This is a genomic window from Polynucleobacter sp. HIN7 (genome assembly GCF_030297595.1).
In the GTDB taxonomy this organism is placed as follows: Bacteria; Pseudomonadota; Gammaproteobacteria; order Burkholderiales; family Burkholderiaceae; genus Polynucleobacter.
Genome location: NZ_AP028138.1, coordinates 988924 through 1012284 on the forward strand (window position 1 = coordinate 988924; position 23361 = coordinate 1012284).

The following is a 23361-nucleotide window of genomic DNA, read 5'->3' on the forward strand; positions in this document are numbered from 1 at the left end:
TCCGGTAATCTTTATCACTATATGGAATAATATTGCAGTGCAAAGCCCTTTATATTAGGAACTTCTTTTAATTAGAAAGACCCTTGGATTGGCTACTGGGAACTCCTTGCAGGTAAAGCTCTACGAAGCGTTTAAACGAATGCCTTCGATCCGGCGCTTTATTGGTTCGCGCTTGGTTTACACGCCACTAATGGCGATTGTGATCTTTTTGGTGGTGATGGCCATCATTCTTGGAACACTGCAAGTTCAAGAGCGACAACAACAAGAGGGCTCCCTCTTTCGTGAACTAAGTTTGGTGAAGCAGCGGATTCAGCTGCGCTTTATCAATAACAGCGAAGCCTTGCAATCCTTTAGTCGTGATCTCGCCCAAACCCAAAATGATCGCGCCGGACGTGACAAGGTCTTAGCTCAAATCGAGTCCTTTGTCTTAGGCAACCCCGAGATATTGCAGCTCATCTGGTTAAACGATAACGAGTGGCGGCAATGGATGGTCCCTCCCCCTGCTCGTAATCATGAATGGTTTGATATCGTGCCCCAAGCAACCGATATTGATCGAGAACTAAAGAAAGCTCTGTTCTTAAGTCGTGAGACTAATCGACCCGCCTATAGTCAGGTAATTAGTATTACCGTCCCGAAAGACGATCCAATCATGAGTGAGCGTCAATCGGTTTTTTGGGAGGTTATTTCAATCTTCAAAGATGGGGAAGCGACAGGTGCATTAGCTGTGATGTACTCGAGCCAAGGGATCTTGCAATACATTATTCCACCCGAGCTAAAGAGCCAGCACCGCTACTCCTTAATTGGTAAAGATAATCGAGTGCTCGCCATCTCATCCGATCGCGATACACCCACGCGCTCACTCAGTAATGAAACGAGTCTGGACTTTGGTGCGCTGGGCCCCAACATTATGTTACGCGTGGATACCTATCCACCTCCAACTGACCTCACCTTTCGGATGCTGCTGGGTGTTGTGATTGGCTTATCCGCTTTTGTGGTCTGGAGTTTGTGGTCGGTTCTAAAACAGATGCAAGTGCGTCAACTCACTGAAGCAAACTTACGAACTGAGAGTAGCTTCCGTAGGGTGCTAGAAGACTCCATGCCGGTCGGAATTCGGGCGCATGATATGGAAAAACGCATTACCTATGTCAATCGATCATTTTCTGAAATGACCGGCTGGGCCCAAGAGGAGTTGCTTGGATTAAAACCGCCCTTTCCATTCTGGCCAGCCGAGCTTCACGAAGAATTAATGCAAAAGATGGCTGGGGCGCTTGAGGGTAATGCGAAGAATGGGATCGAGGGCACGATTCAGCGTAAGAATGGAACCCGGATTGCAACACGTACCTTTATCGCCCCATTAATCAATGATAAGGGCCAGCAAACCGGTTGGGTGACATCGGTGATTGATATCTCAGAACCCAAAAAGATCCGAGAAGAATTATCGGCTACTCAAGAACGCTTTGTCACAGTGCTTGAGGGCTTAGATGCGGCCGTATCGGTGGTCTCGATTGAAACTGGCGAACTGCTATTTGCTAATCGCTATTACCGTGAGCGCTTTGGTGATACCGCCAAGGGGCATATTGATCTAACCGGCCATGAGATGGATCCATCTTCCATCTTCCATTTTGAAGGTGATAACGTCGATGCCTTAGCAGGCTTGCCTGCCTCTGCCTTAAAACAATCCAATGAAATTGAATCTGAGGAGATTCAGTTACGAGGCGATACGACGCATTGGTACGAGGTACGGCGCCGTTATATTTCCTGGGTGGATGGTCACCTGGCACAGTTACTGATTGCTACGGATATCACGCTGCGCAAGAATACCGAGGAGCTCGCCAGACAACAGGAAGAGCGGATGCAATTTACTAGCCGTCTTACCACCATGGGTGAGATGGCATCCTCACTCGCACACGAGCTCAACCAACCTCTCTCTGCGATCTCGAACTATTGCATGGGAATTGCTAAGCGGCTATCGAGCACCCAAAATCCGCTTTCCACTGAATTAGTTCCTGCACTCGAAAAAGCCAGCGACCAAGCACATCGGGCAGGCACCATCATTTCGCGCATTCGTAGCTTTGTAAAACGGAGTGAGCCACAAAGTAAGTTATGCAATATTGGCGACATCATCGCTGACTCTGTTGGTCTGGTGGAGATTGAAGCAAATCGCCATCGCCTCAAGATTATTTCCGAGATAGCCCCTGATATTCCTCAGGTTCAGCTTGACCCTGTTCTGATTCAGCAGGTCTTGGTCAACCTCCTGAAAAACTCCTTAGATAGCCTGCGCGAGGTTTACCCCCTCTCCTCACGTTGGTCGGCCCCACCGGTGAAGATTAGCGCTGACCTCGAAACCAGCACCTTCCCTAGCATGCTGCGGATTCGGGTGACCGATGCTGGGGCCGGCATCGCCGAGTCGGTTCTCAACCGAATGTTTGAACCCTTTTTTAGCACCAAATCCGATGGAATGGGCATGGGCCTAAATATCTGCCGCTCCATCATCGAGTCCCACCATGGTAGGCTGTGGGCCAAAAATCACATGGATACCGAGCACACACGCTTAGTCGGCTGCACCTTTACAATTCTGTTACCGTTGGAATCCAGTCAAATAACAAAGACGTCAATAGGAAATAGCAATGAACATGAGCAATCCACCGAAAACAACCCAGGCTGAAGTCGTTTATGTGGTTGACGACGATGAGGCAGTGCGCGACTCTCTGACCTGGTTACTTGAAAGCAATGGCTACACCGTCCGTTGTCATGCCAGTGCCGAGCGCTTCTTGCAGTCACTCCAAAACACTGATAAGTCGACAATCTCGTGCTTAATCTTGGATGTGCGCATGCCTGGTATGTCTGGTCTTGAGCTCCAAGAGCGTCTCATCAGCGAGAACTTACCGATGCCCATTTCGTTCATCACTGGTCACGGGGATGTCTCGATGGCAGTGTCGACCATGAAACGTGGCGCGGTCGACTTTATTGAGAAGCCCTTTAAAGAGAATGAACTATGCGCGCTGGTTGAGCGAATGCTCACCAAGGCACGCGTGGATTTTGCACAGGCAGATCAACGTAAGAACACACAGAGCCTCTTGAGCAAACTCACCGGTCGTGAGCGCCAGGTTTTGGAGCGCATTGTGGCAGGTCGTCTGAACAAACAAATTGCCGATGATCTGAGCATCTCTATTAAGACCGTTGAAGCACATCGTGCCAACATCATGGAGAAGCTCAACGTCAACACTGTTGCCGACCTGCTACGTCTGGCACTCTCTTAATCATTCGAGTAAGCGCGATGCCAGCCCAACTGATTGACGGTAATCTTCTCTCGAAAAAACTTCGGGCTGAGATTGCAACCCGCTCGGCCATTCTGACCGCCAAAGGTGTGCGTCCCGGATTGGCTGTGATTGTGGTCGGAGATGATCCTGCGAGCCAAGTGTATGTTCGCAATAAAGTGAAAGCCTGTGAGGATGTGGGATTTCATTCGGTCTTGGAGCGCTACCCTGCGGAGCTTGATGAAGCCCAACTTCTGGCGCGCATTGCGACTCTTAATGCAGATCCGAGTATTCATGGGATCTTGGTGCAATTACCCTTGCCTAAGCATATCGCTGCTGATCGCGTCTTAGAGGCGATTGCTTCCGAGAAGGATGTTGATGGATTTCATGTGGCTAATGCTGGCGCCCTCATGGTCGGCGCCCCACTCTTTAAGCCCTGCACACCTTATGGCTGCATGAAGATGCTCGAGAGCATTGAGTACCCACTGCGTGGTGCGCGTGCGGTTGTGATTGGGGCATCCAATATTGTGGGCAAGCCCATGGCAATGCTTTTACTTCAAGCGGGCGCCACGGTCACGATTTGCAATAGCAAGACCAAAGATCTCACAGCTCACACTAAAGAGGCGGATATCCTCGTGGTTGCAACTGGCAAACCCAAGATGATTACTGGCAATATGATCAAGCCAGGGTCGGTTGTCATTGACGTGGGTATTAATCGCCTACCAGATGGCAAGCTCTGTGGCGATGTGGATTTTGATACGGCCAAGTATGTGGCAGGTTGGATTACCCCCGTACCAGGCGGCGTTGGTCCCATGACCATCACCATGCTCCTCATGAATACCTTAGAGGCGGTTGAGCGTAGTACCAAGCCAGTGAGTAAGCTTAGCTAGTTTTTACTTCCCCTAAGTTTTGATTCATTTGTTTTGGTTTTCTAGTTGAAATAGATTGATATTCGGCTATTTGCTGAGCGTTAATCACTCCGGCCTTTTTTAAGGTAGAAAAAGTTTTATTCATGTCTTGAATAATTCGACTTTGCTTTTTTAAGTTCTCCACCACGAAATCCTATTCATAAATTCCATATTTTATGACTCTTAATAAAGATGCAGTCATCTAGTGTTGATAAAACCTTTTGAAGAAAATTCCATTAAGCTATCCCTATGAATGCTCCAATCAATCCCTCCTCCCTCGATTCCCGAAATCCCCTTTTATCCTTTGGTCGCGGCATTGCGCAGTACGATGCCGTGCGTCCTGACCAAATTGCTCCAGCCATTGAGCACTTGCTAGGTATTTGCGAGAGTGCGGTTACTGTGGCGGTCGATCCAAAAACACCAGCAACGTGGCTTGATTTAGTCGAACCACTTGAGGATGCCACCGAGCAATTGGGTCGTTCATGGGGGGTGGTATCGCACCTCAATGCAGTCGCTGATACTCCAGAACTTCGTGCAGCGTATGGTGCGATGTTACCCAAAGTTACCGCCTTCTTTGCCAGTCTTGGGCAAAACTTAGCCCTCTACCAGCGCTATAAAGAGTTAAGGAATAGCTCTTCATTTGAAGCTCTAAGTGTTGATCAAAAGAAAGTGATTGAGAACTCCTTGCGTGACTTTCGTTTGGGAGGCGCGGAGCTACCCGATACTGATAAGCCCCGCTTTGCCCAGATCCAGGATGAGCAGGCGGTTTTGGCTAAAGCTTTTTCAGATCACGTGCTCGACGCCACCGACGCATTTGTGCATGTGGTGACCTCGATTGACGATCTGGCTGGATTGCCTGAGGATGTGATTGCGGCAGCGGCTGATACTGCCAAACAAAAGGGTTTGGAAGGTTGGGCATTTACTCTGCACTTTCCATCCTATTATCCTGTGCAACAGTATGCTGAGAATCGCTCACTGCGGCGTCTCATGTATGAGGCATACGTCACCCGCGCCTCCGAGCTAGCTGCGCAATATGGTCGTGGTCAACTGGAATGGGATAACACCCAAAACATGATTGATCAATTACGTCTGCGGGATGAAGAAGCAGGAATGCTTGGGTTTGCAAACTATGCGGCACTCAGCTTAGCTCCCAAGATGGCACGAGATGTGGCTGAGGTCGATACCTTTTTAAGTGACTTTGCCCAACGCGCCAAACCATTTGCACAAAAGGATTGGTTAGAGCTGCAAGAGTTTGGAATGAAGTCCCTAGGCCTTCAAGAAATTGAGCCATGGGATATGGCATTTGTATCCGAGAGGCTCAAGCAAGCTCGTTATGCGTTCTCTGAGAATGAACTCAAACAGTACTTCCCTCTTCCAAAGGTTTTAGAGGGATTGTTTAAGGTAATCCAGACCCTATTCTCAGTGAGTATCCGCCCTGCATCGCTGCCCACATGGCATCCTAGCGTTCAATCGTTTGAGATCCTAAATGGTCAGCAGCAACCCATTGCTTACTTTTACCTAGATCCCTATGCGCGTCCAGGCAAACGCGGTGGTGCATGGATGGATGATGCGCGTGGCCGTCGTGTTTTTAGTAATGGCGAGGTGCAGGCACCAGTTGCGTATCTGGTTTGTAATTTTGCTGCACCCGTTGAGGTTGATGGTCAATTGCGCCAACCAACAATTACTCACGATGATGTGATTACCCTCTTTCATGAAAGCGGTCATGGTCTTCACCACCTTCTCACGCAAGTGGGCGCATTGGGTGTCTCTGGTATTAATGGAGTTGAATGGGATGCAGTTGAGTTACCCAGCCAGTTTATGGAGAACTTCTGCTGGGAGTGGGAAGTGTTACAAGGCATGACCGCTCATATTGATACGGGCGAGCCTTTACCCCGATCCTTATTTGACAAAATGCTGGCTGCCAAGAACTTCCAAAATGGCTTAACCACCATGCGTCAGCTAGTGTTTTCCTTAACTGATTGGCGTTTGCATTCGCGCTTTGATGCAAATACCGCACAAGGTCAGGCGGTCTTAGACCTGGCCCGATCGATCAATAACGAATACCACGTGATCCCACAAGCATCGATCTCACGCTGGCCCAATACCTTTAGTCATATCTTTGCGGGCGGTTATGCCGCAGGCTATTACAGCTATAAATGGGCTGAGGTTTTATCGGCAGATGTGTATGCTGCATTTGAGGAAGCGGCCAAGATTAAGGGTACGGTCTTGGATCCAGAGACGGGTGTTCGGTATCGCCAAGAGATTTTGGAGGTAGGCGGTAGTCGCCCGGCTGCTGAGTCATTTGCGGCGTTTCGGGGGCGTCCTCCACAAATTGATGCGCTACTGCGTCATGGTGGCTTGGTGGCGCAGGCCTAGCTACTGCTTAATCCAAGCCTTTATTTGATCAATGGTTTGCTGCTCAATGTCATGAAAGCCATGATAAGAAAATGCTTGGCACGCATCGCCCGTTGAGCTCCCACCTTCCATGGTAATCAAAGGTGTTTTATACCGCTCATGATTAGATTGGGTACTGGCATAGGTGGTCAAATGGCATGGATCATTTTTATGATGAACCATCAGGTGTCTACTCTTGAACTTGCGAGTATCAAAGCGGGCAATTTGGTTCATGGATGCTGTATGAATGATGCAATTGATCTTACCGTCAAACTTTTCTGCCAATCCCATTGTGGAGTAGGTACTCCGACTGGTTCCCACCATACAGATTTTGGCATTTGGGAAGCGTGTCCCTAAATCATTAATTAAGGCACCCATCCTCTCTGGGCTCTCCGTTGAATTAGTTGAGGCTGTTGCAAATTGCGAATCACAAAACCGGTTCCTGGAACGAATCAGGAAGTTGCCAGCGAAGTCAAATTGCAACTTACCCTCATTATTGATGTGCGGATTGAGAGTACCAGCTCCTCCGGGCATTAAGATTAAAACGTACTGGGGTGATTGATTTTGACTAGTTAATATGTATGGAACTGTAAATTCATTTGAATACTTCACATTATCAATAAGCTGATCAGTACAGCTTGCATGTAGATGCAAACCTGTAAGAGACAAAATAGCAAAGACTATTAATCTCATGAGGCTACTTTTCAATAGGCAATCTGTGCGATTACCGGCGCATGATCCGATGGTTGCTCCCAGCCTCGGGGGGTCTTATCGATAGTGCTGGCTATACACTTCTCTTTGAGTTCTTTGCTGAGTAATACGTGATCTATGCGAAGACCCGCATTGCGCCTAAACCCCATCATGCGATAGTCCCACCAGCTATAGGTCTTGGGTGCTTGTTCAAAGAGTCTGAAAGAGTCGTGCAATCCCAATTGAATGAGTTTCTGAAACTGCTCTCGCTCTTGGGGTGATACTAGATTTTGCCCTTCCCAGGCCTTAGGGTCATGCACATCCTGATCTTCGGGGGCGATATTAAAGTCTCCCAAGAGTGCTAGACGTGGATAGGTTTTCAGCTCGGTGGCGAGCCATATTCTGAGAGCATGAAGCCAATTAAGTTTATAAATAAACTTATCACTAGCAGGATCTTGACCATTTGGGAAATAGGCCGAGATTAAGCGTATCGGTGGCATCTCTTTAAAACAAACGGTAGCAGCAAGGATGCGTTGTTGCTCATCAGCGAAATTTGGGATGTTCTTGGTCACTTTCAGAAAAGTGGTTTGATGATCGGTGCTGATAGCGCCAAGCGCAGCCTTACGCACCACAATTGCGACCCCGTTATAGGTTTTTTGACCATTGGTAAGACTCAAGTAGCCGGCTTGCTCCAACTCGTGATGGGGATATTTATCGTCAGTGAGCTTAAGCTCTTGAAGGCACAGAGCATCGATTGGGCGTTGCGCTTTTTCCTGGCCCTCTAACCACTGAATCACATGCGGCAAACGAACCTTGATGGAATTAACATTCCAAGCCGCTAAACGAATACTTGAATGAGTAGACATCACTGGATTGTAAAGGCCAGCGATGTTAACTTAGGCTTCGATCTGCAACTCTTGCAGTTTGCGAGTGATCGTATTGCGTCCAATTCCTAAGCGGGTTGCTGCCTCTACCTTACGGCCGCGCGTGACCTCAAGCGCCGCACTTAAGACCGAGCGCTCAAACTTAGCTAAGAGAGAATCAAATACCTCGTCTTGGTTTTCTTGCAGCATCTTGACCGCCAAGCGATGTAAGTTACTCTCCCAATCCCCGCCCCTCTGACCAATGCTCGGCTCTAGGCTTGGTATGGAAGTAGCTACTGATGAAATTGCGCTTGCAGCAGGTGGATTGGCCGATTGCAGTAAATCCTCGGGGAGATCATGAACCCCAACAATGGTGGAGGGTGACATCACGGTCATCCAGTGGCAAAGGTTCTCGAGTTGGCGGACGTTTCCGGGAAAGGACATTTGGCTAATCGCCTTAATGGCCTCATCCGATAGGCGCTTTGCCTCAACCCCTAAAGACTTCGCACTGGAGATCATGAAGTGCCGTGCAAGTGCAGGAATATCCTCCGAGCGCTCGCGTAAAGCGGGCAAACGGATCCGAATCACATTTAAGCGATGCAATAGATCTTCCCGGAATAATCCTTGCGCCACTCTTGCCTCTAGGTTCTGATGGGTCGCAGCAATAATGCGCACGTTCGCCCGAATCGGATCATGCCCACCCACGCGGTAGTAATGACCATCCGATAACACCCTTAAGAGCCGAGTTTGCAAATCAAATGGCATATCACCGATCTCATCTAAGAAGAGTGTGCCGCCCTCAGCCTGCTCAAAACGTCCACGCCGCAGTGCTTGCGCACCGGTAAATGCGCCGCGCTCATGGCCAAATAACTCGGACTCAAGTAGGTCTTTGGGAATAGCTGCGGTGTTCAAGGCGATAAATGGTCCCTTGGCCCGTGGGCTGTGTTTATGCAGTGCGTGCGCCACCAACTCTTTACCCGTTCCAGACTCACCTGTAATCAGCACCGTGACTTGCGATTGGGATAAACGTCCGATGGCTCGAAAGACCTCTTGCATAGCTGGCGCTTGACCAATAATCTCTGGGGCCTCTTGAAGCCATGCATTGGATTCTTTATTGGGTCCTGGTGAGCGCTTGCCTTCACTAACCGCACGATGAATCAACTCCACGGCCTTATCGATATCAAATGGTTTGGTGAGATACTCAAACGCCCCACTCTGAAACGATGAAACCGCTGACTCGAGGTCTGAATAGGCGGTCATAATGATGACTGGCAAATGCGGGTGGCTCGCCTTCACATGCTGTAACAAATCAATGCCATTGCCACGAGGCATACGGATATCGGAGATCAATACCTCTGGGGATTCTTTTTCAAGGGCATTGAGCACGTCATTGGGATTGCTGAAGCTACGATGCGGTATCTTCTCGCGACTTAGTGCCTTCTCGAGAACCCAGCGAATAGATTGATCGTCATCCACGATCCAGATTGGTTTGCTCATGCCGCTATCTCCTGCTTCCGATAAGGAATCTGTATATGAAAATCTGTATAGCCTGGACGGCTCTCGCAGGCAATAAAGCCCTGATGCTGCTGCACAAAGGTTTGCGCAAGGGTTAAACCAAGACCACTCCCGCCCTCGCGTCCCGAGACTAAGGGAAAAAAGATCCGCTCCCGAATCTCATCGGGGATACCAGGACCGTTATCAATCACATGCAGATCCAAGGCTAATTTATGACGTTGCTTCGCAATCGTGACCGAGCGTGCGACGCGGGTTCGTAATTCAATCTGGGCGGTCCCACGGCGAATTTCATCAGCCAAGGCTTGCGCAGCGTTGTGCACAATATTGAGGACCGCTTGAATCAGCTGCTCCTGATCGCCTAATATATCGGGCAAGCTGGTGTCGTAGTTCCGAATAATCTTCAAGCCTTGGGGGAACTCAGCCAATACCAGGCTACGAATGCGCTCCAAAACCTCATGAATATTAAGCGGCTCCATCGCATGGGCTTTGCGATGCGGCGCCAGTAAACGATCCACGAGGGTTTGCAGGCGATCTGACTCTTTAATAATGACCTGGGTGTACTCGCGCAGGCCCTTCTCGGGTAACTCAAACTCTAAAAGTTGAGCAGCCCCTCGAATGCCACCGAGGGGATTTTTGATCTCGTGCGCAAGGTTACGCATGAGTTGTTTATTGGCTTCAACTTGATGCGAGACGCGCTCGTCACGCTCACTACGTAATTGTTGATCGATCGGGAACCACTCCATCATCATGAGCGTTGGATCTTCTAACATTGCAATCACCACATGCACTGCAAGTGGCTCACGATAGATTTTTCCAGGAACCGAGTACAACACTAACTCTTGGCGCTGAGCCGCAGCGCGGCCTGCAAAGACCTCATCAATCATGTGATTTAAGGATTGGTTATCGCCAAAGAGGTCGTACAGGGTTAAGCCTTGTAAGCTCTTGCGGGATAAATCCAAGGATGCTTCGGCAGCAGCGTTGGCATAGGCTAAATCTTTTGTGGCGCCCACAAACACCAATACCGAGTTTGGCATTTGGTCGAGCATGCTGGAAACAAAAGGGGCAGCGACTGGCGAACCAGTAACCGCCCCTTTACTTAATGGATTACGCAACATAGCGCGCGCAACCAATCAAATAATTACAGCGAGTAATACATATCAAACTCGATCGGATGCGTGGTCATTCTGAAGCGGGTGACTTCTTCCATCTTCAGATCAATGTAAGCATCGAGCATCGAATTTGTGAACACGCCACCACGAGTCAAGAACTCGCGATCCTTATCCAAGCACTCCAGAGCTTGATCCAAGCTATGGCACACGGTTGGGATCTTGGCATCTTCTTCAGGTGGCAAATCATAGAGGTTCTTATCAGCTGCTTCACCTGGATGAATCTTGTTCTGTACACCGTCCAGGCCTGCCATCAACAAGGCAGAGAATGCCAAGTATGGATTTGCTAATGGGTCAGGGAAACGGGTCTCAATCCGACGACCTTTTGGATTAGCAACGTATGGAATACGAATCGATGCCGAGCGGTTACGTGCTGAGTATGCCAACTTCACAGGGGCCTCAAAGCCTGGAACTAAACGCTTATAGGAGTTCGTACCTGGGTTGGTAATCGCATTGAGTGCACGAGCGTGCTTGATAATGCCGCCAATGTAATAAAGCGCGAACTCAGACAATCCCGAGTAGCCATTGCCTGCAAAGAGGTTCTCACCGTTTTTCCAGACCGACTGATGCACGTGCATGCCTGAGCCGTTATCACCAACCACTGGCTTTGGCATAAAGGTTGCGGTCTTGCCATAGGCGTGCGCTACGTTCTGGACGACATACTTTTGCCAAATGGTCCAATCGGCGCGCTGTACGAGCGTGCTGAACTTGGTACCCAATTCATTTTGGCCTTGACCCGCAACTTCATGGTGATGCACTTCCACGGGAATGCCCAAGGACTCAAGAATCAAGCACATCTCCGAACGCATGTCTTGGAAAGTATCAACAGGTGCAACGGGGAAATAACCACCCTTCTTACCAGGACGATGACCCGTGTTACCACCTTCAATATCAGCACCCGATGACCATGGTGCCTCTTCAGAATTGATCTTTACGAAGCAACCTTGCATGTCGACATTCCACTGCACGCCATCAAATACAAAGAACTCTGGTTCTGGACCAAAGTAAGCCGTATCTCCTAAACCGGAGCTCTTTAAATACGCTTCAGCACGCTTAGCAATCGAACGTGGGTCGCGATCATAGCCCTTACCATCGGATGGCTCGATCACATCACAGGTGAGAACCAAAGTTGGCTCTTCATAGAATGGATCGACATACGCTGCGGTTGGGTCTGGCATGAGCAACATATCCGACGCCTCAATACCCTTCCATCCAGCAATCGATGAACCATCGAACGCATGACCACTCTCAAATTTATCTTCATTGAATGCGGAGATAGGAACCGATACGTGCTGCTCTTTTCCCTTGGTATCCACAAAGCGGAAGTCCACAAAAGTACATTCCTTTTCTTTGACTAATTTCATTACGTCTGCGACAGTTTTGGTCATGCAACTCTCCTCAATGAATAGATAATGCGTTTTTCAACAACATGGTTTTAACCATGCCAATTCCGATTTAATACACAGGATGAACTGTACTCGTGCAGGATTGCACAATTTTGACATTTTGCACTACTTTGGTGAATAAATCGCGATTTAAGCCAATATTGCACTATTTAAGTGCAATAAAGTGGATTTATTGGTGAATAAAAACCTCAAAACCAAGATCAGAAGTGCCAGATTTGAGCTTTTCAAGGGCCATTGGCACGATATCTGCATCACCCTTCACGCCCAACTCAATGTGGCGTCTAGCAAACACGCCACCCCGAATCGGATCACCCACCGAAGGCAAGCTAAACACTTTAATCCCTTGAAATTCAGACTCAATGGATTCCATGAGTGGGGTTAAGGTCGATTCGATACCACTAGGAACAATGAAACTTTGCTCTAACCAGTTCGTTTGATGAAAATGATCACGGTAATGTTCATCCAAACACCAGGCCATCATCGGCGCAGCCATTACTGGAAATCCTGGAAAGAAATGGTGCTCACGGATCCGAAATCCCGGAATCTGATTGTATGGATTGGGAATGATCTCGCTACCGATTGGGAACTCACCCATCTTAAAACGATGTTGGTTCTCAGGACGATTGAGATCGGCTTTAATAGGGTCGCCCTCGGCACTGGCAACGATGCGCGCCGTAATGAGCTCTTTGGCCTGCGGATGCAAAGCAAGTTCAACCCCTAAAGCGCGAGCGGCGGCTAGACGCGTATGGTCATCCGGTGTTGCGCCAATACCACCCGTACTAAACACCACATCACCACTTGCAAAGGTTTCTTTAAGGGTTTGGGTAATGTGATTGGGGTCGTCCGCCACATAACGAGCCCATGACAAATGCATGCCCCGCTCACTGAGTAACTCAATCATCTTGCTCAGATGCTTATCACTGCGACGGCCTGACAGAATCTCATCTCCAATGACGATTAAGCCAAAACGACGCTCATTAGCCATCAATTACTCCTGGATTCGATGGATTAGCGATCAAGGTTGCCGAGGTGTCAATCGTGTTCAATTGCTCCTTCTGACGTAATTGCTTGAGGGCATGCAATAAGAAATGGCTAAACCAAAGAGCGGAGAAGATAAAGATGAGTGAGTAGATCCACAGTGCCACAAAGGATACAAATGGAAAGAGGATTAAAGCCAATACCGAGGTGGCCCAAAAGAATGTAGGAACCGCACCAATCATCCCTGCGACCACGCCCATTCCCAAAAGAGTCCAGCGATGCTTCTCCAGTAATTGATTGCGCTCTTCTGCTGTTGCGTGATCTAGTAAAACATCATAGGCCATCAAACGCATCGTTAACCAGCCCCACAAGAGCGGTGGCAGAATCGCAAATAATGGGGGGATCCACCATACCGGTAGGGTCAGCATCACCAGAGCCAAGCAAATCAGTGCGGACCACAGGGTATAAAAGAAGCTGCCAACCAAGCTGCCACCCTTGATTCGCATGATTCCTTCGTAGGATTTTTGTTTCACGACCGAATCCACTACAGCAGGAACGGTCGAGAATGTAATAAAGACCAAGAGGCTAATGGCAATGATTGGTATTAATAAGATCACTAAGAACAAGGGTGCAATCCAAGCACGCGCCTCATCAAAGCCAACGTACTCAAGTCCCGATTGAATCCAGCTTGTGAAGATCGATGCAGTTAGGAAGGTACGAAGCATCTCTAGCGCAGGCGACCAGATCAACCAAATCACGACCCCCCAGAAGATCGACACAATTAGAAATGGCCGAAAGCTCAACCACAGCATTTTTGGGTGCATGGTCCCAACCAATGCGAGGCCCAGTGAACGAATTAACTCAGACAATCGTGCTCCTTCATCTACTTAGCTGATCGATTTGGATTTGGTCTCTGTTGACCGGGGTAGATTCAACAGGTATCGCAAGGAGTGTGTGAAGCCCTGCCATTGCTGTACCAAAAGATTATTCGATACTTCAAGATTACGAACACCCGTTGGAAAAACGCGCTTCTCAAACACCGCAGTACCAAACAACATATCCCACCACGGAAATAACACCCCAAAATTACAACCTCCCAATACGCCAGGCTTACCCGGCGCATCATGGCCATAACCGACCGCGTGGTGATAACGATGAAACATGGGTGATACCAATAGATACTTTGCGGGGCCAAGATCAATCTTCAGATTGGCATGTTGCCAGCTTTGCACCAACTGTCCGACCACTACCAAAAAGATAAATTGCCCAGGCGGTACACCAAAGATCAGGGCAAAGAAAGCAAAGACCATGGCACGCATCACATCATCGATGATGTGATTGCGATCATCGGACCATGCGGTCATGCGTGTTTGGCTATGGTGCAAGGCATGCAACTGCCACCACCAATGAAAGCGATGCGAGGCGCGGTGATACCAATAATCAATGAAATCGAGAATGATCAGATAGATCAGAAAACTGACGATGGGGATGGTGGTTACACCGGGGATCCAGCCCTCGACATTAAAACGCTCAAAGCGCCAATCGTGTAAGACACCCGAGAGGTAGAAAAACAGGCTTGAGAACAAGATAAAGAATGCCCCATGGAATAAACCAAGGCGGTGAATCAGGGTGTAGAGAATATCCGTCCGCACATACGGTCTTGTATTGTTCTGAGATTCAGCAGGGTTGATACGCTCCCAGGTCCGAAACACAATGGCAATGATCAGAATCTGAATCACGCCCAACATAAACCATTCGGTACCGTCAAACAGATCTTCCGCCCATGCCATCGCACCGGCTCGGAACAAAATAGGTTCGACCATCTGCGTATACAACCAGGTATGCAAATCTGCGTAAGCGTCTTGAATCGATTGAATCAGGCTCATGCCCCTATTATCGTCAATTCGGGATTAAGGCGAAGCAGAAGCCGCGTTTCTTCCAGTTCTCAATGAGCGGCTCCAGAACCGCAGGCGCCCATGGATCCTCGCGGGACCAAATCCCCAAATGGGCAATAGCAATATCACCATTCTTGAGACCCCGACTGGCCTGCTCCAGTAACTTTGCATTCGGAAAACGCTTAGAGTCCAACTCATCACCCAGAAAGCCGCTGGGGGACCAACCAATGTGGCGATAGCCACACCGCTCACCCATGGCAATTAGTCGAGGTGAGGTCTTACCGCCCGGCGCACGCCAGATCAGATCAATCGGCTTACCTGTGAGCTCCTGAAAACGGGTGCTCACTCTGGAAATTTCTTGGCAAAGTTGCGCTTGATCAAAACGAATCGCTTTGCCAGCATTTTTGCCAAACTGGGGTCTTAACATCACATCACTCTCACCAACATCTTGGACCCAATAGCTGTGATCGTAGGTGTGACTACCAAAGCGATGGCCCTCTTGAAGTCTGGCTTGCCAATACCCCTTCCATGAATCATCCAACGAATAGCCGCCCTGTTTGGTTTTCTCATTGGCTAAGAAGAAAGTGGCTTTAATGTTCTGTTGCTTGAGTACTTGCGCGATGTACTCAGCAACCGCCATATTGCCAGTATCAAACGTGAGGTAAGCCGTATTTTTACAAGCACTGGATTGTGCAGACACGACTTGGCTCAAGAGAATGCATGCGATGATGAGTGGATACCGAATCATGCGCATGCGAGACACCCTACTCCCACTTAGCGCGGGGATAGAAAAAGACACCGTGTGGAGAGCGCCCCACCGGAATCACATCAATCAGTTTCATCGAGGGTACATCGATCACGCCCACTCGTTTTGAGAAGCGCAGGGTGACCCACAAGGTTTTACCATCAGGCGTTAACTCCATATCGTCCGGTCCTGCGGGAAGTCCCGTGATATCACCGACCTTCTCAAGAGTTTGCATATTCAAAAGGCTAATCGAGTTCGCTACACGATTGGTGACAAACACATGCTTCTTGTCACCCATTGGCCGAAAGTTATGCGCTCCGTTGCCTGTCTTGATACGTTTAATCTCTTTTTGGTTGCGCCAATCAATCACCTGCACATAATCTGCCCCAGTAATGCCGACTAATAAGTACTGATCATTGGGCGTCATCCACAAGCCGGCAGGAACCGGTCCGGTGCGCATCCGCCAGACGATCACCTGCTTATCCAAATCAATCGCCACTACCTCAGCCGAATCTTGCAAGGTCACAAATGCCAGTTTGCTATCGGCAGTAAACGCGATGTGACTAGGGGTCTTGGCTGCAGGAATTGATTTAGCCAACTTAAAGTCGGCACCATTGGCAGCGTAGACATCAACACGGTCTAAACGATTGGCAGCCGCCACAAACCATTTATTGTTAGGCGAATAGCCAATCTGATAAGGATCGATAATTTTGGGGATCCGTCCAGTAATCTCACCGGTTAATGGATTCAGCAAGGCAATGTCATCGCCCACCGCATTGGCGACCAAGAGAGTTTTCTCATCCGGGGTCATCATCAAATGATGCGGCTCTTTGCCAACATAAAAGGTTTTGGTCACCTTGCGGGTTTGCATATCGATGAGGCTCACGGTTGCCTCGCCGGAGTTCAGCACAATCGCGAGTTTAGGTTCAGTGGGGGCAGCATGTGCGACTGAGATCCATAGCAGCGAGGCTACTGCAATGATTGAGATTCGTTGAATAATTTGCATAGAGTGATTGTAAGGCCCTACTTGCCGCACCCAAAGTGGCCAAAGGCCTAAGAACTCTAGGCTTATTAGCGCAGACTGGCTAAGACCTTTTCGAGACGCTTGACCGACATTGGCATGGGGGTCTTGAGTTCTTGGGCAAATAAGGCAACCCGTAACTCCTCGAGCTGCCACCGGAACTCACGCAAGCGCGCATCGTGCTCATCATTCATGCCAACGGTACTTTTACTCTCCTGCATCATCCTCTGCCAAGGCCTGGCAACGGACTCCCAATCGCGCTGGTTTTGAGCGTCGCGGCTAGCATTACTACGCAGTTTTTCAATCCTTAGCCCAATGGCCTTCAGGTAGCGTGGTATGTGCACCAAATGCTCATAAGGTATTTGCTTCACAAACTGCGCATGAATCAATCCCTGTAATTGCGAGCGCATGTCTTCATAGGCACTACTTGATAGGGCTTTGGCAGCAATTAATTTCTTATGCAACTCGGCATACTCTTGCAGGCTGGTTAACACGTGTTTCGCGATCTCACCAGCAATGAGCATGAGGCGGGGTTTGCCTTGTTTTAGTGATTCTTCAAACTCTGCTTTATTGGTGGGATATTGGTTTTGTAACATGGCACGCTCAATCGCCATCATGCCAATGTGCTCGATGAGCTCCTCGGCTGATCCTAATTGAATAAAGAGTAAACCGATGTCACGTGCATGTGGCAATTGTTTATGCAAAGCCTTCGTGTACTCTTTTAAGACCAAGCTATATAGTCGGCACAAACCCTGGCGGTGGATTCGTTTCGCCTCCGCTGGATCATCAAATACCTCCAGCTCTACTGCTGTCTTACGATCCACTAACGCTGGATAACCCTGAATAGTTTGGTTTCCACGTGTCATGGTGACGGTCTGCGCTAGCTCACCAAAATCCCAAGCCTGATAACTACCCTTCTGAATGGGTAATGCCTGTGCTTGATCCGTTTGTACCGTTCTTATATTGGCATCAGCAAGGCTCTGGAAGGCGTCACGCGCTATCGCACCATACTCGCTACGTAAGCGATTTAAGTTACGCTCTAACTCTAGCTGTCGACCATGCTCATCGATTAAACGGAAGTTCATGAAGCAATGGACCGGTAGGGTCTCAGGTCGAAAGTCGGTGCGCTTGACCTCAATTGGATTCTGGTCACGGATATAGCGCATCAGCCGATCAATCAAATCCCCCTTCCCAAAACTGTTGCTGTCTAAGTGTTCTTGAACAAATTGTTTAGCACTCTCTGGCAATGGGATGCAATGACGACGAATCTTTTGTGGCAAGGACTTCAGAAGTAGCTGGACTTTCTCAACACAGAGGCCTGGCACGAGCCACTCCACTTGAATCGCATCGACCTGATTCAGAACGGTGATGGGTACGATCAAGGTAATGCCATCTTTGGGACTACCCGGTTCAAAGTGATAGCTAGTTTGCAAGCTCACACCATTCATGACGATTGTTTTGGGGTAGCGGTCAGCGCTAATACCTGCAGCTTCATGGCGCATCAGGTCTGATTTCTGGAGACGCAGACTCTGGTCTTTTTGTTCCAGTTTGGCACGATCCTCCTCAAGCCAGGCTTGGAGACCGCTACGACTATAGACCGTTTCTGGAATTCGTTCGCGATAGAAAGCGCATAGCAACTCATCGTCCACTAATACATCAGGGCGGCGTGACCGATGCTCGAGCGCCTCCACTTCCCGAATCATTTGACGGTTGTGCCAAAAGAAGGCAAATAATTTACCGTAACGACGTTTTGCTTCCGCTTGGGTCTCACGCTCCAAAGCTGGGGTGTCGACCTTACCAAACATCTCCCCTTCGACTAAGGCTTTCTGAATAAACAAGGCATGCGCCTCCCTTGCATCGTGCGGCGCATAAGCCACTCGTCGACCATGGTAGACGGGTAAGCCATACAGTGTGGCTCGCTCAAAGGCTAAGACCTCGCCGCGTTCCTTATCCCAAAAGGGGTCGCTCAATGATTTCACCAAACGATGTTTGGCAACGCGCTCAATCCATTGAGGCTCGATCTTGGCTAAGGTTCTCGCGTATAAGCGAGTGGTCTCTTGAATCTCACCCGCCACAAACCATGCGCCCACTTTTTTACCCAGGCTCGATCCCGGCCAAATGAATAAACGAATACCCCGAGCCCCGAGATAGTCACCGGCTTTATTGCCCCGTTGATCGCTTGCATCTTCGTCGCGCTTGCCAATATAGCCAAGAAGCCCAGTAAGAAGTGCTGTATGGATTTGCTCATAGGTTGCTGGGGTTTGATTCTCTTTCCAACCCTTCTCCGCCAGCAAGACATGTAATTGCCCATGCACATCGCGCCATTCTCGAAGACGCCTAGGCGAAAGAAAGAGGCTGCGGCATTGATTCTCCAGCTGGCGATTACTTTGCTTGTGTTTCAGAGCCTCTTGATACCAGTTCCACAGTTTCACAAACGATAGGAACTCAGAACGCTCATCAGCAAATTGCAAGTGGGCTTGATCGGCGGCACTGGCAAACTCCATCGGTCGCTCACGCGGATCCTGACAGGCCATGGCTGCAGCAATGATGGTGAGTTCTTTGAGTGCCTGCTGCTCACGCGCAGCGAGCAAGATCCGCCCGATACGAGGATCTAAAGGCAGCTCAGCGAGAGCCTTGCCAATCGCGCTGAGTCGAACACGGTGTTGACCCTGCACATCTGGCTCGGCTACGTTCTCAATCGCACCCAGCTCCTCCAAGAGCTGCATGCCATCCACAATCGCCCGGCCCAAGGGTTTATCAATGAATGGAAATTGCGCAATATTGGGTAGGCGCAATGCGGCCATTCGCAAGATCACGGCGGCGAGTGAGCTGCGCAAGATCTCTGGGTCGGTATACGCGGCGCGCGCTTGGTAATCCACTTCACTATAGAGGCGAATGCAGATACCGTCGGCTACCCGGCCACAACGACCCGCGCGTTGGTTCGCTGCAGCCTGAGAGATCGGCTCCACTTGAAGCTGTTCAACCTTATTCCGATAGGAGTAACGCTTGACGCGCGCTAATCCTGAGTCAATCACATACCGAATGTTCGGCACGGTCAAGGAGGTCTCGGCCACATTGGTTGCCAACACAATCCGGCGGCCATTGCCGGTTTGGAATACGCGCTCTTGTTCACTCACTGCTTGCCGTGCGAATAGGCTGAGGATCTCTGGATGGAAACGTTGTTGTAGAAATGGGTCTTTGCGTAAGGCTTCAGCACACTCCCGAATCTCCCGCTCACCCGGCAAAAATACCAGGACATCGCCAGCCCCTGCGGCACCCTCACGCCACACATCGCCAATTGCTTTGCAAACCGCTTCGGGGATCTCAAGAGCCTCCTTTTGACCATCAACTTGCAATGGTGCATAACGTTGCTCCACTGGAAAGAGTCGACCACTCACCTCAATCACCGGAGCAGCTTGACCATGGATTGCAAAGTGGTTGGCAAACCGTTGGGCATCGATCGTCGCTGAGGTGATGATGAGCTTGAGATCGGGTCGCTTGGCGATCAGTTGCTTAAGATACCCAAGTAAGAAATCAATATTGAGACTGCGCTCATGGGCCTCATCAATGATGATGGTGTCGTACTTTTTAAGGAGAGGATCAGCCTGGGTCTCCGCCAACAAAATCCCGTCGGTCATTAATTTGATCGATGCTTGGCTACTGGTGTGATCGGCAAAGCGCACCTGAAAGCCCACGTCCTCACCCAAAGGTGTACCCAGCTCTTGGGCAATTCGTTTGGCGGTACTTGTGGCGGCAATACGACGCGGCTGCGTATGACCGATTAGTCCACCCTGATGGATTTTGCCTCGACCCAAGGCCAGGCATATTTTGGGGAGCTGGGTGGTTTTGCCTGAACCCGTTTCTCCGCACACAATGATCACAGGGCTTGCCAGTAAGGCTTTGGCGATTACCTCGCGCTGCGAGGAGACCGGCAAACTCTCTGGGAAGGTAATGGGTTTACCCCGTAGTGAATGCCAAACGATCGCGCTTGACTCGCTCATAGTCTAGCCCGAAGCATGAGTTGTAGGGATTGGCATCCATGATTTATTTGGTATCTACGCGCTTGCACCCTATAATTTTCGCATTATGTCCGCGCTTCCATCCTCCTCCCATTCTGCTCACTTTCCCTTCGTTGGCTGGCTACGCGAGGTAGCGCCCTATATCCACGCTTTTCGTGAGAAAACCTTTGTTATTGCCTTTGCCGGTGAGCTAGCCCAGGACTTCGATCAACTCGAGAACCTAATTGAGGACATTGCCATGTTGCATGCCATGGGTATGCGCATCGTCCTGGTTCATGGTATTCGTCCCCAAATCGATGAGCAGCTCTCCTTGCGTAAGATCAAGAGCAAGTTTGGTAAGGGCCACATGAGCAGTTATCGGATTACCGATGCTCCCGCTCTTGAGTGTGTCAAAGAGGCGGCTGGTGAACTGCGTCTGGATATTGAAGCTGCGTTTAGTCGCGGTTTACCCAATACCCCCATGGCGGGCTCCCGCATCTCGGTGATCTCGGGCAACTTTATTACGGCAATGCCGATTGGTGTGGTTGATGGGATCGATTACCTACTCACTGGGCTTGTCCGTAAAGTCGACTCCGAATCGATTCGGATGTCCCTCAATAGCGGTAAGTTGGTATTACTCTCACCACTTGGATTCTCACCCACTGGTCAGGCATTTAACTTGTCGTTTGAAGATGTGGCTGCCGCTACTGCTGCAGCCCTCAAAGCCGATAAGCTGATGTTCTTAACTCCATTCCCAGGGTTGCAAGATGAGGAAGGTCATCTGGTTACCGAGCTATCGATTGCCCAACTACAGCACTACCTCCAGCTCTACCCTGATCTACCCAGTAATATGCGCAACTTCTTGAACACGGCTATGCGCGCGGTGCGCTCTGGTGTGAGCCGTGCGCATTTCTTACCCTGCGATCGGGATGGCGTTTTACTCGAAGAATTGTTCACACACGATGGAGTAGGCATGATGCTGGCCGCCTCCGATATTGAGAACCTGCGTGAGGCAACGCAAGATGATGTGGGTGGTATTTTGCAACTCACACTGCCACTCGAAGCAGAGGGCATTTTGGCTGCGCGTGGTCAGGACGTGATCGAGCGCGATATCGCCAGGTTCTCGGTCATCGAGCACGATAAGGTCTTATTTGGTTGCGCCGCCCTCTTTCCGTTTCCGAATGGTGTGGGTGAGCTTGCTTGCCTAGTGGTCGACCCCAACTCCCAGGGTTCGGGTGATGGTGAGCGGCTATTAAAACGCATTGAAGCACGCGCCAAGCAAGAAGGCATTAACAAATTATTTGTTTTGACAACCCGTACGGAGCACTGGTTCCTCAAGCGCGGCTTTGTGCGTGCCACCGTTGACGATCTTCCAGAAGAGCGTAAGCAGATCTACAACTGGGATCGCAAATCCATGGTGCTCACCAAGAAGATTTAATCCCCCGCATTTTGAGGTGCAATACCAACTCGGGTGGAGTGCCTATAATCAATGCAATTAGTTCAATCGAGGTTGATATGGCACGAATGGTTCAATGCATTAAGCTTAATAAAGAAGCTGAGGGCTTAGATTTTGCTCCCCTACCTGGCGATCTTGGTAAAAAGATCTGGAATCAGGTATCTAAAGAGGCTTGGGCTGGATGGCTAAAGCACCAGACCATGCTCATTAATGAGAACCGCCTCAATATGGCCGATCCCCGAGCCCGCCAATACCTTCTCAAGCAGGTCGAGAAGTATTTCTTTGAAGGTGGCGCCGATATGGCTAGTGGCTATGTGCCACCTACGCAGTAGTTGCGCTTAGCTAAATCGAAGAGTTTCTACGGTTTCCTCTTTACCCAAAAGCAATACATCTGCCTTACGTTTGGCAAAGAGTCCCACACTAATTACGCCTGGGATTTGATTAATAGCCTCCTCAAGGGTGATCGGATCTTCAATGGATAAGCCATGGATATCTAAGATCCAAGCCTTGTTATCGGTGAGATACGGTTGACCTTCGGCTTTACCGGATTTGATCAGTCTTAATTGAGCTTGCCCACCAAATAGGGCAAGGGCTTTGGTAACCGCCGTTTGCGCCAGGGGAATAATCTCTACCGGGAGGGGAAAGTGGCCAAGTTGCTGCACGAGTTTAGTCTCATCGCAGATGCAGATAAAGTCTTGAGCCATGCTAGCAATAATCTTCTCGCGGGTTAAAGCGCCGCCACCACCTTTGATCATATGACCCTGCGGATTAATTTCATCAGCACCATCCACATAAATTGGCATGGGGTAGGATTGCTTTGCAATCGCATCAGGTAATTGGTTGGCGTCGACCACATGAAAGCCCAATTTAAGCAAACGCTCAGTGCTTGCTAGTGAACTTGAGATCACTCCCGCAAAATGATCGCGGTACGGTGCAAGTAGATCAATAAACCAGTTAGCGGTTGAGCCAGTCCCGATCCCCAAATACTGACCCTTGGGCATAGCCCCAATGACATAGTCTTTGGCAGCTTGGGCAACGCGTTTTTTGAGGTCGTCTTGATTCATAAACG

General features: G+C 49.5%; 19 protein-coding genes. 6 read left to right on the forward strand and 13 right to left on the reverse strand.

Annotated features, from left to right (window positions below):
- Positions 1–88 precede the first annotated feature (88 nt).
- The 3 genes from QUE64_RS05240 to folD are packed head-to-tail and all read left to right on the forward strand — an operon-like array spanning position 89 to position 4147.
- On the forward strand, positions 89–2665 hold the full coding sequence (locus QUE64_RS05240; RefSeq protein WP_286224851.1) for a PAS domain-containing sensor histidine kinase: 2577 nt from the start codon (positions 89–91) through the stop codon (positions 2663–2665).
- On the forward strand, positions 2628–3260 hold the full coding sequence (locus QUE64_RS05245) for a response regulator transcription factor (RefSeq protein WP_215368546.1): 633 nt from the start codon (positions 2628–2630) through the stop codon (positions 3258–3260). The genes QUE64_RS05240 and QUE64_RS05245 overlap by 38 nt, the downstream gene beginning before the upstream one ends.
- Positions 3261–3277: 17 nt before the next feature.
- Positions 3278–4147, forward strand: coding sequence for a bifunctional methylenetetrahydrofolate dehydrogenase/methenyltetrahydrofolate cyclohydrolase FolD (gene folD / locus QUE64_RS05250; RefSeq protein ID WP_286224852.1), 870 nt, complete (start codon positions 3278–3280; stop codon positions 4145–4147).
- On the opposite strand, the gene QUE64_RS05255 is transcribed toward folD, so the two are convergent.
- Positions 4140–4271, reverse strand: coding sequence for a hypothetical protein (locus QUE64_RS05255; RefSeq protein ID WP_286224853.1), 132 nt, complete (start codon positions 4269–4271; stop codon positions 4140–4142). The two genes, folD and QUE64_RS05255, sit on opposite strands and share 8 nt — an antisense overlap.
- A gap of 143 nt (positions 4272–4414) precedes the next feature.
- Between QUE64_RS05255 and QUE64_RS05260 the strand changes: the two genes are divergently transcribed.
- Positions 4415–6541 carry a M3 family metallopeptidase gene (locus tag QUE64_RS05260; protein ID WP_286224854.1) on the forward strand — a complete coding sequence of 709 codons (2127 nt, stop codon included), beginning with the start codon at positions 4415–4417 and terminating at the stop codon, positions 6539–6541.
- Here the strand turns inward: QUE64_RS05260 and QUE64_RS05265 are convergent, their stop codons facing one another.
- The 11 genes from QUE64_RS05265 to hrpA all read right to left on the reverse strand — a co-directional run bounded on the left by QUE64_RS05265 (position 6542) and on the right by hrpA (position 20839).
- Positions 6542–7093: a hypothetical protein gene (locus QUE64_RS05265; RefSeq protein WP_286224855.1), complete on the reverse strand. Its 552-nt coding sequence runs from the start codon at positions 7091–7093 to the stop codon at positions 6542–6544.
- 170 nt (positions 7094–7263) lie between these two features.
- Positions 7264–8115: an exodeoxyribonuclease III gene (gene xth, locus QUE64_RS05270; protein ID WP_286224856.1), complete on the reverse strand. Its 852-nt coding sequence runs from the start codon at positions 8113–8115 to the stop codon at positions 7264–7266.
- Between the two features lie 30 nt (positions 8116–8145).
- Positions 8146–9609 (reverse strand): nitrogen regulation protein NR(I), encoded by a 1464-nt coding sequence (gene ntrC / locus QUE64_RS05275; RefSeq protein ID WP_286224857.1) that lies wholly within the window; start codon positions 9607–9609, stop codon positions 8146–8148.
- Positions 9606–10742, reverse strand: coding sequence for a nitrogen regulation protein NR(II) (glnL, locus tag QUE64_RS05280; protein ID WP_286224858.1), 1137 nt, complete (start codon positions 10740–10742; stop codon positions 9606–9608). The genes ntrC and glnL overlap by 4 nt, the downstream gene beginning before the upstream one ends.
- Before the next feature lie 23 nt (positions 10743–10765).
- Entirely contained in the window at positions 10766–12181 is a 1416-nt protein-coding gene (glnA, locus tag QUE64_RS05285) for a type I glutamate--ammonia ligase (protein ID WP_108508496.1), read from the reverse strand.
- A gap of 187 nt (positions 12182–12368) precedes the next feature.
- On the reverse strand, positions 12369–13184 hold the full coding sequence (locus tag QUE64_RS05290) for a competence/damage-inducible protein A (RefSeq protein ID WP_286224859.1): 816 nt from the start codon (positions 13182–13184) through the stop codon (positions 12369–12371).
- Positions 13177–14046, reverse strand: a complete 870-nt coding sequence (locus QUE64_RS05295) for an EI24 domain-containing protein (RefSeq protein ID WP_286224860.1) — start codon at positions 14044–14046, stop codon at positions 13177–13179. Before QUE64_RS05295 ends, QUE64_RS05290 begins: the two co-directional genes overlap by 8 nt.
- Before the next feature lie 18 nt (positions 14047–14064).
- Positions 14065–15057 (reverse strand): sterol desaturase family protein, encoded by a 993-nt coding sequence (locus QUE64_RS05300; protein WP_458574700.1) that lies wholly within the window; start codon positions 15055–15057, stop codon positions 14065–14067.
- Positions 15058–15076: 19 nt separating this feature from the next.
- The gene (locus QUE64_RS05305; protein WP_286224862.1) at positions 15077–15826 is read right to left on the reverse strand and encodes a polysaccharide deacetylase family protein; all 750 of its coding nucleotides are present in this window, start codon (positions 15824–15826) and stop codon (positions 15077–15079) included.
- A 10-nt stretch (positions 15827–15836) separates the two neighbouring features.
- A complete protein-coding gene (locus tag QUE64_RS05310; protein ID WP_286224863.1) occupies positions 15837–16823 on the reverse strand; it encodes a YVTN family beta-propeller repeat protein in 987 nt (328 codons plus the stop codon).
- A 65-nt stretch (positions 16824–16888) separates the two neighbouring features.
- The gene (gene hrpA / locus QUE64_RS05315; protein WP_286224864.1) at positions 16889–20839 is read right to left on the reverse strand and encodes an ATP-dependent RNA helicase HrpA; all 3951 of its coding nucleotides are present in this window, start codon (positions 20837–20839) and stop codon (positions 16889–16891) included.
- 85 nt (positions 20840–20924) lie between these two features.
- Here hrpA and argA point away from each other — a divergent pair, with 85 nt between their 5' ends.
- A complete protein-coding gene (gene argA / locus QUE64_RS05320) occupies positions 20925–22274 on the forward strand; it encodes an amino-acid N-acetyltransferase (RefSeq protein WP_286224865.1) in 1350 nt (449 codons plus the stop codon).
- Positions 22275–22351: 77 nt separating this feature from the next.
- Positions 22352–22624, forward strand: a complete 273-nt coding sequence (locus QUE64_RS05325; RefSeq protein WP_286224866.1) for an oxidative damage protection protein — start codon at positions 22352–22354, stop codon at positions 22622–22624.
- Between the two features lie 6 nt (positions 22625–22630).
- On the opposite strand, the gene rpiA is transcribed toward QUE64_RS05325, so the two are convergent.
- Positions 22631–23356, reverse strand: a complete 726-nt coding sequence (gene rpiA, locus QUE64_RS05330; protein WP_286224867.1) for a ribose-5-phosphate isomerase RpiA — start codon at positions 23354–23356, stop codon at positions 22631–22633.
- Positions 23357–23361: the final 5 nt, after the last annotated feature.